This is a genomic window from Xanthobacter sp. DMC12 (assembly GCF_056314105.1).
The window spans coordinates 1,096,806-1,108,456 of the sequence record NZ_JBQUYZ010000001.1 but is presented as its reverse complement, the minus strand read 5'-3'; the positions used below and the strand labels follow the sequence as shown (position 1 = coordinate 1,108,456).

The following is an 11,651-nucleotide window of genomic DNA, read 5'->3' as shown; positions in this document are numbered from 1 at the left end:
GGGGAACGGGATAAGACCATGGCGCTGAAGCATTTCAAGCCGGTCACGCCGAGCCTTCGCCAGCTCGTGATCGTGGACCGCTCCGGCCTCTACAAGGGCAAGCCGGTCAAGACCCTGACCGAGGGCAAGAGCTCCTCGGGCGGACGCAACAACAATGGCCGCATCACCGTCCGCTTCCGCGGCGGCGGCCACAAGCAGACCTACCGTCTGGTCGACTTCAAGCGCCTCAAGCGCGGCATGTCGGCGACGGTGGAGCGGCTTGAATACGATCCGAACCGCACCTCGTTCATCGCCCTCATCAAGTATGAGGACGGCGAGCTGGCCTACATCCTGGCGCCGCAGCGCCTGGCCGTGGGCGACCAGGTGATCGCCGGCGACAGCGTGGACGTGAAGCCCGGCAATGCCGGCCCGCTGTCCTCGCTCCCGGTCGGCACGATCGTGCACAACGTCGAGCTGAAGATCGGCAAGGGTGGCCAGATCGCCCGCTCCGCCGGCACCTACGCGCAGATCGTGGGTCGCGACGAGGGCTACGTGATCGTCCGCCTGAACTCCGGCGAGCAGCGCCTCGTGCATGGCGCCTGCTATGCCACGGTGGGTGCGGTCTCGAACCCGGACCACATGAACATCTCGCTGGGCAAGGCCGGCCGCAGCCGGTGGCTGGGCCAGCGTCCGCATAACCGCGGCGTCGTCATGAACCCGGTGGATCACCCGCACGGCGGCGGCGAAGGCCGCACCTCGGGCGGCCGTCATCCGGTCACGCCCTGGGGCATCCCCACCAAGGGCAAGAAGACCCGCAGCAACAAGGCGACGGACAAGTTCATCGTGTCCAGCCGCCACAAGCGCAAGAAGTGAGGGCCTGAGCTATGTCTCGCTCTGTCTGGAAAGGCCCGTTCGTCGACGGCTACCTGCTGAAGAAGGCGGAAGCTGCCGCGGGTTCGGGTCGCCGCGATGTGATCAAGATCTGGAGCCGGCGCTCCACCATTCTGCCCCAGTTCGTGGGCTTAACCTTCGGCGTCTACAACGGTCACAAGCACGTGCCCGTGAATGTCACCGAGGACATGATCGGCCAGAAGTTCGGCGAGTTCGCTCCGACGCGGACTTACTACGGGCACGCGGCCGACAAGAAGTCGAAGCGGCGGTGATCGGTCATGGGTAAGCAGGCAAAGCCCCGCGCGCTCGCGGACAACGAAGCCAAGGCGGTGGCGCGCAACCTGCGCGTCTCGCCCCAGAAGCTCAACCTCGTCGCGGGCCTGATCCGCGGCAAGAAGGTGGCGACGGCGCTCGCCGATCTCGAGTTCTCTCACAAGCGGATCGCCCGCGACGTGAAGAAGTGCCTCGAGAGCGCGATCGCCAACGCCGAGAACAACCACGAGCTCGATGTCGACGATCTCATCGTCGCCGAGGCGCACGTGGGCAAGGGTCTGGTCATGAAGCGGTTCTCGCCGCGGGCGCGCGGTCGCGCCTCGCGCATCGAGAAGCCCTTCGCCCACATCACCATCGTGGTGCGGGAAGTCGAGGAGCGGGCCTGATGGGTCAGAAGGTCAATCCGGTCGGGCTCCGGCTCGGCATCAACCGCACGTGGGACAGCCGCTGGTTCGCCAACAAGGGCGAGTACGGCAAGCTCCTGCACGAGGACATCAAGATCCGCGAGATGCTGATGAAGCAGCTCAAGCAGGCGGCGGTGTCCAAGGTGGTGATCGAGCGCCCGCACAAGAAGTGCCGCGTGACCATCTACTCGGGTCGTCCGGGCGTGGTCATCGGCAAGAAGGGCGCGGACATCGACAAGCTGCGCAAGAAGGTCTCCGAGATGACCAACTCGGAAGTCTTCATCAACATCGTCGAGATCCGGAAGCCGGAAATCGACGCGCGCCTCGTCGCCGAGTCCATCGCCCAGCAGCTGGAGCGCCGCGTGGCCTTCCGTCGCGCCATGAAGCGCGCCGTGCAGTCCGCCATGCGCCTCGGCGCCGAAGGCATCCGTATCAATTGCTCGGGCCGTCTCGGCGGCGCTGAGATCGCGCGCCTTGAGTGGTACCGCGAGGGCCGCGTTCCGCTGCACACCCTGCGTGCGGACGTGGACTACGGCACCGCCACCGCCTTCACCACCTACGGCACCTGCGGTGTCAAGGTGTGGATCTTCAAGGGCGAGATCCTCGAGCACGATCCCATGGCGCAGGACAAGCGCCAGGCCGAGCAGGAAGCCGGTCCCTCCTCGCGTCCCCCGCGGCGCGAGCGCGGTGACCGTGAGCGTGGCGATCGCGGCGATCGCGGCGACCGCGGCTCCCGGGCTTGATGGCCGGCTAGAGAGAAGGCGATCAAGCCATGCTGCAACCCAAGCGCACCAAGTTCCGCAAGCAGTTCAAGGGACGCATTCACGGCGTCGCCAAGGGCGGCACGGAATTGAACTTCGGCGAATTCGGCCTCAAGGCCGTCGAGCCGGAGCGCGTGACTGCCCGCCAGATCGAGGCGGCCCGCCGCGCGCTCACCCGCCACATGAAGCGCGCCGGACGCGTCTGGATCCGGGTGTTCCCCGATGTCCCGGTGTCGGCCAAGCCCACGGAAGTCCGTATGGGTAAGGGCAAGGGCGCGCCCGAGTATTGGGCGGCCCGCGTCAAGCCCGGCCGCATCATGTTCGAGATCGACGGGGTGAGCGTCGAGCTCGCTCGCGAGGCGCTGACCCTCGCGGCGGCCAAGCTGCCCATCAAGACGCGCTTCATCCAGCGCATCGCCGAGTGAGGAGAGGCTCATGAAAGCCGAGGACGTTCGGGCCCTCAGCCCCGATCAGCTCGCCGATGAGCTGCTGAAGCTGAAGAAGGAACAGTTCAACCTGCGCTTCCAGAAGGCGACGGGTCAGCTGGAGAATACCGCCCGGTCCAAGCAGATCCGCCGCGACATCGCGCGGATCAAGACCGTGCAGACCGACAAGCGCACCGGTTCGCCGGTGCAGAAGGCGAAGTGAGGAAGCGATGCCGAAGCGCGTGCTCCAGGGCGTCGTGGTGAGCGACAAGACCGACAAGACCGTGGTGGTCCGGGTGGAGCGTCGCTTCACCCACCCGCTGCTCAAGAAGACCGTGCGCCGGTCCAAGAAGTATCATGCCCACGACGAGGCCAATAACTGGCACGTGGGCGATACGGTTTGGATCGAGGAGCACCGTCCGATCTCGAAGCTGAAGAACTGGATCGTGATCCAGGGCGAAAAGCGCGCCGAGGTCTGATAGAGAGTTTCCCGTCCGGATGGATCGTCCGGCCGGGAGGGCTCCGGTGCCGGGTCCGTCGATCGTCCTTCGGGGGGATCGAGTGGAGACCGCACCGCGGCAACACCGTGTTCCGATGAGCGGGCACGGCGAACAAGGGTTGAGGCAATGCCGGTGCGCCGGCGGCGCTGGATGACGAGAACAGGTGCGTCATGATCCAGATGCAGACCAATCTCGACGTGGCGGACAATTCCGGCGCCCGTCGCGTCATGTGCATCAAGGTACTTGGCGGCTCGAAGCGGAAGTATGCCCACGTCGGCGACATCATCGTGGTGTCCGTCAAGGAGGCGATTCCGCGCGGCCGCGTGAAGAAGGGCGACGTGATGAAGGCCGTGGTGGTTCGCACCGCCAAGGACATCCGTCGCGTCGATGGCTCGGTCATCCGCTTCGACAAGAACGCGGCCGTGCTGATCAACAACAACAAGGAGCCGGTGGGCACCCGCATCTTCGGACCGGTTCCGCGCGAGCTGCGCTCCAAGAACCACATGAAGATCATCTCGCTGGCGCCGGAGGTGCTGTGATGGCCGCGAAGATCAAGAAGGGCGACAAGGTCGTCGTCCTCGCCGGCCGCGACAAGGGCCGCACCGGCGAGGTCATCCAGGTGATGCCGAAGGACGAGAAGGCTCTCGTGCGCGGCGTGAATATCGTGAAGCGTCACCAGCGCCAGTCGGCGAACCAGGAAGGCGGGATCATCTCCAAGGAGGCTCCCATCCACCTGTCGAACGTCGCCATTGCCGATCCCAAGGACGGCAAGCCGACCCGCGTCGGCTTCGATGTGCTGGAGGACGGACGCAAGGTCCGCGTGGCCAAGCGTTCCGGGGAGAGGATCGATGGCTGAGGCGACCTACAACGCGCGGCTGCGCACCTTCTATGATGAGGTGGTGCGGCCGAAGATGATCGAGCAGTTCGGCTACAAGAACCCCATGGAAGTGCCGGTCATCGAGAAGATCGTCATCAACATGGGCGTGGGCGAAGCCACCGCCGACACCAAGAAGGTGACGACCGCCGCTGCGGACCTCGCCCAGATCGCCGGCCAGAAGCCGGTCATCACCCGGGCCCGCAAGGCGATCTCGAACTTCAAGCTGCGCGAGAACCAGCCGGTCGGCGCGAAGGTCACCCTTCGGAAGACCCGCATGTACGAGTTCATGGACCGCCTCGTGACCGTGGCTCTGCCCCGCGTCCGCGACTTCCGCGGCCTGAACCCGAAGAGCTTCGACGGCCGTGGCAACTATGCCATGGGCGTGAAGGAGCACATCGTGTTCCCCGAGATCAACTACGACCGCGTCGAGCAGATCTGGGGCATGGACATCATCGTGTGCACCACGGCGAAGACCGACGAGGAAGCCCGCGCGCTTCTGAAGGCCTTCAACTTCCCCTTCCGCCAGTGAACGGGTATGAGGGGCGCTTCGCTCGAAGCGCCTCTTCGGTTCCGGCCTCTCGCCGGACCCGGACGACGAGACGAGTGAAGACATGATTTTCCGGCCGTGAGGGGCTCAGGACGAGCTGCTCAGACGCGGAGAACAGGAGCTTAAGATGGCGAAGAAGAGCGCGATCGAGACGAACGAGCGCCGCCGCAAGCTGGCCACTGGCCAGGCGGCGAAGCGCGCGCGTCTGAAGGCGATCGTGAATGACAAGACCCTGCCGATCGAGGAGCGCTTCCAGGCGACCCTCAAGCTGGCGGAAATGCCGCGCAACGGCGCGAAGATCCGGATCCGCAACCGCTGCGAGGTGACTGGCCGTCCGCGTGCCTTCTACCGCAAGCTCAAGATGAGCCGTATCGCGCTGCGCGAGCTGGGCAACCAGGGCATGGTGCCCGGCCTCGTGAAGTCGAGCTGGTGAGGAGGGAACGATGGCTGTAACTGATCCCATCGGCGATCTGATCACCCGCATCCGCAACGCCCAGATGCGCCGCAAGGACAAGACCTCGACCCCCGGCTCGCGTCTGCGCGCCTCGGTGCTCGATGTGCTCCGCGACGAGGGCTATATCCGCGGCTACACCTCGACCGATCACGGCAACGGCCGGACCGAGTTCGAGATCGAGCTCAAGTATTTCGACGGAACGCCGGTGATCCGCGAGATCGCCCGCGTGTCGAAGCCCGGCCGCCGCGTCTATGCGGCCGTCAAGAACCTTCCCCGCGTCGCCAACGGTCTCGGCATCGCGGTCGTCTCCACGCCCCAGGGCGTGATGGCCGACCACGAAGCCCGCGACAAGAACGTCGGCGGCGAAGTGCTCTTCACCGTGTTCTGACGACGGAGGACAAGATGTCGAAGATCGGCAAGTTGCCCGTCGCCATTCCGGCTGGTGTCACCGCCAGCCTGGACGGACAGACGGTGAAGGTGAAGGGGCCCAAGGGCGCCCTCGAAGTGACCCTGGTGGAAGAGATTGCCGCCAAGGTCGAAGGCTCGGAGATCAAGCTCGCCATGAACGGCGAGACCTCCCGGCACAAGGCCATGTGGGGCATGTCCCGCACGCTGGTTTCCAACCTGGTCGAAGGCGTGACCAAGGGCTTCGAGAAGAAGCTCGAGATCACCGGCGTCGGCTACAAGGCGGCGGTGCAGGGCAAGAACCTGAACCTCTCGCTCGGCTACAGCCACGACGTGATCTACGCGATCCCCGAGGGCATCCAGATCGTCACCCCCAAGCCCACCGAAGTGGTGATCTCGGGCATCGACCGGCAGAAGGTCGGCCAGGTGGCGGCGGAGATCCGCGAGTTCCGTGGCCCCGAACCCTACAAGGGCAAGGGCGTCAAGTATGCCGGCGAATTCATCTTCCGCAAGGAAGGCAAGAAGAAGTGACGGAGGCGAACCATGGCTAAGGATTTGGAGGCGCAGGCGCGCCGCAAGGCCAAGGTGCGCCGTGCGATCCGCGTTGCTGCGAGCGGGCGTCCCCGCCTGTCGGTGCACCGGACCTCGCAGCACATCTATGCGCAGATCATCGACGATGCGAAGGGCGAGACTCTCGCCGCAGCATCGAGCCTCGAGAAGGATCTGCGCGGGTCGCTGAAGACCGGTGCGGACACCGAGGCCGCCAAGACCATCGGCAAGCTCGTTGCCGAGCGGGCGGTGGCGAAGGGCGTGACTGCGGTCGTCTTCGACCGTGGCGCATACATCTATCATGGGCGCGTCAAGGCGCTCGCTGAGGGCGCCCGCGAAGGCGGCCTTCAGTTCTGACGCAAGGACGAGCGAACATGGCCCGTGAACGGGAACAGCGCCACGAGCGCGAGGACCGCGACAATACGTTCGTGGACAAGCTGGTCCACATCAACCGCGTCGCCAAGGTTGTGAAGGGCGGCCGTCGCTTCGGCTTCGCTGCCCTGGTGGTGGTCGGTGACCAGAAGGGCCGCGTCGGCTTCGGCCACGGCAAGGCCCGCGAGGTGCCGGAGGCCATCCGCAAGGCTACCGAGAGCGCCAAGCGCGCACTCATCCGCGTGCCGCTGCGCGAAGGCCGGACCCTGCACCACGACGTGCATGGTCACCACGGCGCCGGCAAGGTGGTGCTCCGCGCCGCCCCGGCCGGTACCGGCATCATCGCCGGCGGCCCGATGCGCGCGGTGTTCGAGACCCTCGGCATGCACGATGTGGTGGCGAAGTCCTTCGGGTCTTCCAACCCCTACAACATGGTGCGCGCCACCTTCGACGCCCTGAAGAACCAGGACTCGCCGCGCTCCGTCGCTGCGCGTCGCGGCATCAAGGTCTCCCAGCTCCAGTCCCGCCGCCGCGTCGAAGACGCGGAAGCGACCGACTGAGCGGCGCAGACCGAAGGATAGGATTGCGCCATGAGCGACAAGACCATCACCGTGGAGCAGATCGGCTCGCCGATCCGCCGCCCGTTCGACCAGGAGGCCACCCTCGTCGGCCTCGGGCTGAACAAGCGGCACCGCCGCTCCACTCTCAAGGATACCCCGGCCGTCCGCGGCATGATCGCCAAGGTCGCCCACCTCGTCCGTGTGGTCGAGTGAGGAGCGGGACATGAAGCTCGACGAAATCAGGGACAATCCCGGCGCCCGCAAGAAGCGGATGCGCGTCGGTCGGGGCATCGGCTCCGGCAAGGGCAAGACCGCTGGCCGCGGCGTGAAGGGTCAGAAGGCCCGGACCGGCGTCGCCATCAAGGGCTTCGAGGGCGGCCAGATGCCGCTGCATCGTCGCCTGCCGAAGCGCGGCTTCCACAACATCTTCCGCCTGGACTACAACGAGGTCTCCCTCGCCAAGATCCAGGCTGCGGTCGATGCCGGCCGTCTCGACGCGGGCCAGCCCGTGACCGAGGCCGCCCTCGTCACCGCTGGCGTGCTGCGCCGGGCGAAGGATGGCGTGCGCGTGCTCGGCACCGGTGAGCTCTCCGCCAAGGTGACGCTGGAAGTGGCCTACGCCACCAAGTCCGCCGTCGCCGCCGTGGAGAAGGCCGGTGGCTCGGTGACCGTGCTCGCGCCGGCCGTCGAGGCCGAGTGAGCCGAGGCTGATCCGGAACAGGGGACGGCGCGGGGCTTTCTGGCCGCCGCGCCGAACCCATGTTCGGACCAACCTCTTGCGGATGCCCGGCCGGTGGCCGGGTCTTCGTGTTTCGGGCAGCGCGTGTCGCTGGCCCCGTTTAGGTGACGCTCAGGTGCCGCCGTAGGTGTGACGGGTGTGACGGTCCCATGGGTCCATCACCCGAGTCGGGTTCGGCCCCGCGTGCCGCCAGCGGCGCACCATCGGCCGTTTATCGGCTCTCCTGCCGGCCTGCGGCCATCCGTCGCGCCGGCCCAGTTTGCCCCAACGCTCCGTCCGGGACTCATGGTCCGGGACGCGCCCGGGCACCGGCCCCATGGCACTCCCGCCAGGGTCCATCGCTTCGGCAAGGGAGCCGGTAGCGGGACCGTCGGCGGAGAGCCTTGGTCCCTTTGCCTTGGCACCCGAGCGTTGCGCCCTCATATAAGGGCCGCCCACCAGGGTGGCGTCCATCGGAGCAAGGCATGGTCTCGGCGGCGGAACAACTCGCGGCGAACCTCAATTTCGGTGCCCTCGGCAAGGCCGAGGAGCTGAAGAAGCGCATCTGGTTCACCCTCGGCGCGCTTCTCGTCTACCGGCTCGGCACCTACATCCCCATGCCCGGCATCAATCCGGACGCGCTGGCGGACGTCTTCAAGAACGCCCAGCAGGGAATCATCGGCCTCTTCAACATGTTCTCGGGCGGCGCCGTGCAGCGCATGGCCATCTTCGCCCTGAACATCATGCCGTACATCTCCGCCTCCATCATCATCCAGCTCCTCACCAGCGTCTCGCCGACGCTGGAGGCGCTGAAGAAGGAAGGCGAGGCGGGCCGCAAGCAGCTCAACCAGTACACCCGCTACCTCACCGTGGTGCTGGCCCTGTTTCAGGCCTACGGCATTGCCGTCGGCCTCGAGGGCTCGGGCAGCGTGGTGGCGGAGCCCGGCTGGTTCTTCCGCATCTCCACGGTCATCACCCTGACCGGCGGCACCATGTTCCTGATGTGGCTGGGTGAGCAGATCACCTCGCGCGGCATCGGCAACGGTACCTCGCTCATCATCTTCGCCGGCATCGTCGCCGAGTTGCCGGGCGCCTTCGTGCGCACCCTGGAACTCGGCCGTGAGGGCGCCATCTCCACGGTGGTGATTCTCGGCATGATCCTGATGGCCGTGGTGGTCATCGCCTTCATCGTGTTCATGGAGCGCGCCCAGCGCCGGCTGCTGATCCAGTATCCCAAGCGCCAGGTGGGCAACCGCATCTATGAGGGCCAGTCCTCGCACCTGCCGCTGAAGCTGAACACGTCGGGCGTCATCCCGCCGATCTTCGCCTCCTCGCTGCTGCTCATCCCCACCACCATCGCCAGCTTCATGCAGGGCTCGGGGCCGGAGTGGCTGCAGACCATCACCACCCACATCGGCCACGGGCGCCCGCTCTACATGGTGCTGTATGTGGCGCTGATCGTGTTCTTCTGCTTCTTCTACACCGCCATCGTGTTCAATCCGGTGGAGACGGCGGACAATCTGAAGAAGCACGGCGGCTTCATTCCGGGCATCCGCCCCGGCGAGCGGACGGCCGAGTACATCGACTATGTGCTGACCCGCATCACCGTCGTGGGCGCCGCCTACATTGCGGCGGTTTGCCTCTTCCCCGAACTGCTGATTTCCTACGCCTCTCTTCCGTTCTATTTCGGAGGAACGTCGCTTCTGATCGTGGTCAGCGTGACCATGGACACCGTGTCCCAGATCCAGGGACATCTGTTGGCCCACCAGTACGAAGGACTGGTCAAGAAGGCCAAGCTGCGCGGGGGGAGGAGGAAGTAATATGAGGCTGGTGCTGTTGGGCCCGCCCGGGGCAGGCAAGGGAACTCAGGCACAGCGGCTGGTGGCCCGTCACGGCATCGTCCAGCTTTCCACCGGAGACATGCTGCGTGCGGCGGTTGCCGCGGGCACGCCGGTGGGGCTGAAGGCGAAGGCGGTGATGGATGCCGGCGGGCTGGTCTCGGACGAGATCGTCATCGGCATCATCGCCGAGCGCATCGGCGAGCCGGACGCGAAGAACGGGTTCATCCTCGACGGCTTCCCGCGCACGGTGGCGCAGGCCGAAGCGCTGGACCGGCTGCTCACCGAGAAGGGCCTCAAGCTCGACGCGGTGATCGAGCTGGTGGTGGACCAGGAAAAGCTGGTCAACCGCATCCTCAACCGCGCCGCCGAGGCCGCCGCCAAGGGCGAGCCGGTGCGCAAGGACGATGATCCGGTGGTCTTCAAGACCCGCCTCGAGGCCTACAACCGCGACACAGCTGTCGTGGCGCCCTATTACAAGGCCCGCGGCCAGCTGAAGCAGATCGACGGCATGGCGCCCATCGATCAGGTCACCGCCGCCATCGACGGTGTGCTCGCCAAGGCGGCGTGAGGGCAGGGGGCTTCGGCCTTCCGATAAGAGATCAAGGCCCTTTCGCCGGATGGCGGAAGGGCCTTTTCGATTCGAACCTTGCGGGCGCGGCCGGACATCCGGGAAAGCTTCTCCGATGCAGCGAGACTTCGGCACGGGTGACGTCAAAGCAGCGATCAGCGCCGTCCGCCAAGTTCTGATCGATGTTTGGGATCCGATCGGTGTGCGGGAGGCTGCCCAGGCGCGAGACGAATACGAAGGCTATGCCGGCCGGGTGGTCCGGGCGCTGGCGGACGGTGCCGGCGTCGGGGATATCCAGGCGCTGCTCGAGCATATCGCCGTGAGCGAAATCGGCCTTCCCTCCGGTTCCGGCAATCCGCAAGGAGCGGCGGAGCGGATCGTGGCCCTGGGCTGGCCGGAAGGCAGGGGCTCATGCCCTTGACCCCTCGCAGAATCTCCGCTATGGGCACTCCCTCGCTTCGGAACAGGTGCCGTTCGGTCCACCCGAAAGGGTTGGGCAGGGCGGTCGCTTTGTCGTATCCGGGGCAGATTTCGTCAAGATCCCGCATGGGCCGGCCTCCACCGGACGCGGGGACAACACCGGCCGGCGGCCCTCGGGCTCCGGCGCACATGGAGAGCGCAGTGGCTCGTATTGCAGGCGTCAACATCCCGACCAACAAGCGCGTCGTCATCGCGCTCCAGTACATCCACGGCATCGGCCCCAAGAAGGCTGAAGAGATCGTCGAGAAGGTGGGCATTCCCGCCGAGCGTCGCGTGAACCAGCTGACCGACCAGGAAGTGCTGCAGATCCGCGAGACCATCGACCGCGACTACATCGTGGAAGGCGACCTGCGCCGCGAAGTGGCGATGAACATCAAGCGCCTGATGGACCTCGGCTGCTACCGCGGCCTGCGCCATCGCCGTGGCCTGCCCGTGCGCGGCCAGCGCACCCACACCAACGCCCGCACCCGCAAGGGTCCGGCGAAGCCGATCGCCGGCAAGAAGAAGTGATCGGCCGCAAGGCTTGAGAATTGGGGAGGCCGGCCAAGCCGGCCTTTCCCCGTTGACCGGCCCGTCAAGGGCCATCCCGAGCGCCTGGAGCTACGGGCGCGCCTGAAGGATCTGAGAGACAGATGGCTAAAGAAGCAACACGCGTGAAGCGCCGCGAGCGCAAGAACATCGCCTCCGGCGTGGCGCATGTGAACGCCTCGTTCAACAACACCATGATCACCATCACCGACGCCCAGGGCAACACCATCTCCTGGTCCTCGGCCGGTGCCATGGGCTTCAAGGGGTCGCGCAAGTCCACCCCGTACGCCGCGCAGGTCGCGGCCGAGGACGCGGCCCGCAAGGCGGCCGAGCACGGCATGCGCACCCTGGAAGTGGAAGTCTGCGGTCCGGGTTCGGGCCGTGAGTCCGCTCTTCGCGCGCTGCAGGCGGCGGGCTTCCTCGTCACCTCCATCCGCGACGTGACGCCGATCCCGCACAACGGCTGCCGTCCGCGCAAGCGCCGCCGCGTCTGATCCGCACTTCGTTCCTCCGCGGGCC

At 66.3% G+C, this 11,651-nt stretch carries 22 protein-coding genes; all 22 read left to right on the top strand.

What is annotated here, in order from left to right:
• The first annotated feature begins 18 nt into the window (after positions 1-18).
• The gene (gene rplB, locus ACT535_RS05160; RefSeq protein ID WP_168458252.1) at positions 19-852 is read left to right on the top strand and encodes a 50S ribosomal protein L2; all 834 of its coding nucleotides are present in this window, start codon (positions 19-21) and stop codon (positions 850-852) included.
• A gap of 11 nt (positions 853-863) precedes the next feature.
• Entirely contained in the window at positions 864-1,142 is a 279-nt protein-coding gene (rpsS, locus tag ACT535_RS05155) for a 30S ribosomal protein S19 (protein ID WP_168458251.1), read from the top strand.
• A 6-nt stretch (positions 1,143-1,148) separates the two neighbouring features.
• Entirely contained in the window at positions 1,149-1,529 is a 381-nt protein-coding gene (gene rplV / locus ACT535_RS05150) for a 50S ribosomal protein L22 (RefSeq protein WP_038193664.1), read from the top strand.
• Positions 1,529-2,290, top strand: a complete 762-nt coding sequence (rpsC, locus tag ACT535_RS05145; protein WP_168458250.1) for a 30S ribosomal protein S3 — start codon at positions 1,529-1,531, stop codon at positions 2,288-2,290. Before rplV ends, rpsC begins: the two co-directional genes overlap by 1 nt.
• 29 nt (positions 2,291-2,319) lie before the next feature.
• A complete protein-coding gene (gene rplP, locus ACT535_RS05140) occupies positions 2,320-2,733 on the top strand; it encodes a 50S ribosomal protein L16 (protein ID WP_024278447.1) in 414 nt (137 codons plus the stop codon).
• A gap of 10 nt (positions 2,734-2,743) precedes the next feature.
• Entirely contained in the window at positions 2,744-2,956 is a 213-nt protein-coding gene (rpmC, locus tag ACT535_RS05135) for a 50S ribosomal protein L29 (RefSeq protein WP_024278448.1), read from the top strand.
• A 7-nt stretch (positions 2,957-2,963) separates the two neighbouring features.
• Positions 2,964-3,212 (top strand): 30S ribosomal protein S17, encoded by a 249-nt coding sequence (gene rpsQ, locus ACT535_RS05130; RefSeq protein ID WP_024278449.1) that lies wholly within the window; start codon positions 2,964-2,966, stop codon positions 3,210-3,212.
• 191 nt (positions 3,213-3,403) lie between these two features.
• Entirely contained in the window at positions 3,404-3,772 is a 369-nt protein-coding gene (gene rplN / locus ACT535_RS05125) for a 50S ribosomal protein L14 (RefSeq protein ID WP_024278450.1), read from the top strand.
• Positions 3,772-4,089, top strand: a complete 318-nt coding sequence (gene rplX / locus ACT535_RS05120; protein ID WP_168458249.1) for a 50S ribosomal protein L24 — start codon at positions 3,772-3,774, stop codon at positions 4,087-4,089. Before rplN ends, rplX begins: the two co-directional genes overlap by 1 nt.
• Positions 4,082-4,639, top strand: coding sequence for a 50S ribosomal protein L5 (gene rplE, locus ACT535_RS05115; RefSeq protein ID WP_168458248.1), 558 nt, complete (start codon positions 4,082-4,084; stop codon positions 4,637-4,639). Before rplX ends, rplE begins: the two co-directional genes overlap by 8 nt.
• Before the next feature lie 145 nt (positions 4,640-4,784).
• Positions 4,785-5,090, top strand: coding sequence for a 30S ribosomal protein S14 (rpsN, locus tag ACT535_RS05110; protein ID WP_024278453.1), 306 nt, complete (start codon positions 4,785-4,787; stop codon positions 5,088-5,090).
• A gap of 10 nt (positions 5,091-5,100) precedes the next feature.
• On the top strand, positions 5,101-5,499 hold the full coding sequence (gene rpsH / locus ACT535_RS05105) for a 30S ribosomal protein S8 (RefSeq protein ID WP_168458247.1): 399 nt from the start codon (positions 5,101-5,103) through the stop codon (positions 5,497-5,499).
• Between the two features lie 14 nt (positions 5,500-5,513).
• On the top strand, positions 5,514-6,047 hold the full coding sequence (rplF, locus tag ACT535_RS05100) for a 50S ribosomal protein L6 (RefSeq protein WP_168458246.1): 534 nt from the start codon (positions 5,514-5,516) through the stop codon (positions 6,045-6,047).
• Between the two features lie 12 nt (positions 6,048-6,059).
• Positions 6,060-6,422 carry a 50S ribosomal protein L18 gene (gene rplR / locus ACT535_RS05095; protein WP_168458245.1) on the top strand — a complete coding sequence of 121 codons (363 nt, stop codon included), beginning with the start codon at positions 6,060-6,062 and terminating at the stop codon, positions 6,420-6,422.
• Positions 6,423-6,439: 17 nt separating this feature from the next.
• Positions 6,440-6,997, top strand: coding sequence for a 30S ribosomal protein S5 (gene rpsE, locus ACT535_RS05090; protein ID WP_024278457.1), 558 nt, complete (start codon positions 6,440-6,442; stop codon positions 6,995-6,997).
• Between the two features lie 30 nt (positions 6,998-7,027).
• Positions 7,028-7,210, top strand: a complete 183-nt coding sequence (rpmD, locus tag ACT535_RS05085) for a 50S ribosomal protein L30 (protein WP_024278458.1) — start codon at positions 7,028-7,030, stop codon at positions 7,208-7,210.
• A 10-nt stretch (positions 7,211-7,220) separates the two neighbouring features.
• Positions 7,221-7,697 (top strand): 50S ribosomal protein L15, encoded by a 477-nt coding sequence (rplO, locus tag ACT535_RS05080; RefSeq protein WP_476363556.1) that lies wholly within the window; start codon positions 7,221-7,223, stop codon positions 7,695-7,697.
• A gap of 503 nt (positions 7,698-8,200) precedes the next feature.
• Positions 8,201-9,535, top strand: a complete 1,335-nt coding sequence (secY, locus tag ACT535_RS05075; protein WP_476363555.1) for a preprotein translocase subunit SecY — start codon at positions 8,201-8,203, stop codon at positions 9,533-9,535.
• A gap of 1 nt (position 9,536) precedes the next feature.
• Positions 9,537-10,124: an adenylate kinase gene (locus ACT535_RS05070; protein WP_476363554.1), complete on the top strand. Its 588-nt coding sequence runs from the start codon at positions 9,537-9,539 to the stop codon at positions 10,122-10,124.
• Between the two features lie 115 nt (positions 10,125-10,239).
• Positions 10,240-10,545, top strand: a complete 306-nt coding sequence (locus tag ACT535_RS05065; protein ID WP_476363553.1) for a hypothetical protein — start codon at positions 10,240-10,242, stop codon at positions 10,543-10,545.
• Positions 10,546-10,745: 200 nt separating this feature from the next.
• Positions 10,746-11,114, top strand: coding sequence for a 30S ribosomal protein S13 (gene rpsM, locus ACT535_RS05060; protein WP_024278462.1), 369 nt, complete (start codon positions 10,746-10,748; stop codon positions 11,112-11,114).
• Positions 11,115-11,236: 122 nt separating this feature from the next.
• Positions 11,237-11,626, top strand: coding sequence for a 30S ribosomal protein S11 (rpsK, locus tag ACT535_RS05055; protein ID WP_024278463.1), 390 nt, complete (start codon positions 11,237-11,239; stop codon positions 11,624-11,626).
• The last annotated feature ends 25 nt before the right edge of the window (positions 11,627-11,651 follow it).

Bases quoted from the DNA above. Each gene is read 5' to 3' on its own strand.
- rpsQ (WP_024278449.1), top strand. From the start codon at position 2,964: ATGCCGAAGCGCGTGCTCCAGGGCGTCGTGGTGAGCGACAAGACCGAC.
- rplF (WP_168458246.1), top strand. From the start codon at position 5,514: ATGTCGAAGATCGGCAAGTTGCCCGTCGCCATTCCGGCTGGTGTCACC.
- ACT535_RS05070 (WP_476363554.1), top strand. From the start codon at position 9,537: ATGAGGCTGGTGCTGTTGGGCCCGCCCGGGGCAGGCAAGGGAACTCAG.
- rplN (WP_024278450.1), top strand. From the start codon at position 3,404: ATGATCCAGATGCAGACCAATCTCGACGTGGCGGACAATTCCGGCGCC.
- rplO (WP_476363556.1), top strand. From the start codon at position 7,221: ATGAAGCTCGACGAAATCAGGGACAATCCCGGCGCCCGCAAGAAGCGG.
- rplP (WP_024278447.1), top strand. From the start codon at position 2,320: ATGCTGCAACCCAAGCGCACCAAGTTCCGCAAGCAGTTCAAGGGACGC.
- rpsE (WP_024278457.1), top strand. From the start codon at position 6,440: ATGGCCCGTGAACGGGAACAGCGCCACGAGCGCGAGGACCGCGACAAT.
- rplR (WP_168458245.1), top strand. From the start codon at position 6,060: ATGGCTAAGGATTTGGAGGCGCAGGCGCGCCGCAAGGCCAAGGTGCGC.
- secY (WP_476363555.1), top strand. From the start codon at position 8,201: ATGGTCTCGGCGGCGGAACAACTCGCGGCGAACCTCAATTTCGGTGCC.
- rpsC (WP_168458250.1), top strand. From the start codon at position 1,529: ATGGGTCAGAAGGTCAATCCGGTCGGGCTCCGGCTCGGCATCAACCGC.
- rpsS (WP_168458251.1), top strand. From the start codon at position 864: ATGTCTCGCTCTGTCTGGAAAGGCCCGTTCGTCGACGGCTACCTGCTG.
- rplX (WP_168458249.1), top strand. From the start codon at position 3,772: ATGGCCGCGAAGATCAAGAAGGGCGACAAGGTCGTCGTCCTCGCCGGC.
- rpsK (WP_024278463.1), top strand. From the start codon at position 11,237: ATGGCTAAAGAAGCAACACGCGTGAAGCGCCGCGAGCGCAAGAACATC.
- rpsN (WP_024278453.1), top strand. From the start codon at position 4,785: ATGGCGAAGAAGAGCGCGATCGAGACGAACGAGCGCCGCCGCAAGCTG.
- rpsH (WP_168458247.1), top strand. From the start codon at position 5,101: ATGGCTGTAACTGATCCCATCGGCGATCTGATCACCCGCATCCGCAAC.
- rplV (WP_038193664.1), top strand. From the start codon at position 1,149: ATGGGTAAGCAGGCAAAGCCCCGCGCGCTCGCGGACAACGAAGCCAAG.
- rplB (WP_168458252.1), top strand. From the start codon at position 19: ATGGCGCTGAAGCATTTCAAGCCGGTCACGCCGAGCCTTCGCCAGCTC.
- ACT535_RS05065 (WP_476363553.1), top strand. From the start codon at position 10,240: ATGCAGCGAGACTTCGGCACGGGTGACGTCAAAGCAGCGATCAGCGCC.
- rplE (WP_168458248.1), top strand. From the start codon at position 4,082: ATGGCTGAGGCGACCTACAACGCGCGGCTGCGCACCTTCTATGATGAG.
- rpmD (WP_024278458.1), top strand. From the start codon at position 7,028: ATGAGCGACAAGACCATCACCGTGGAGCAGATCGGCTCGCCGATCCGC.
- rpmC (WP_024278448.1), top strand. From the start codon at position 2,744: ATGAAAGCCGAGGACGTTCGGGCCCTCAGCCCCGATCAGCTCGCCGAT.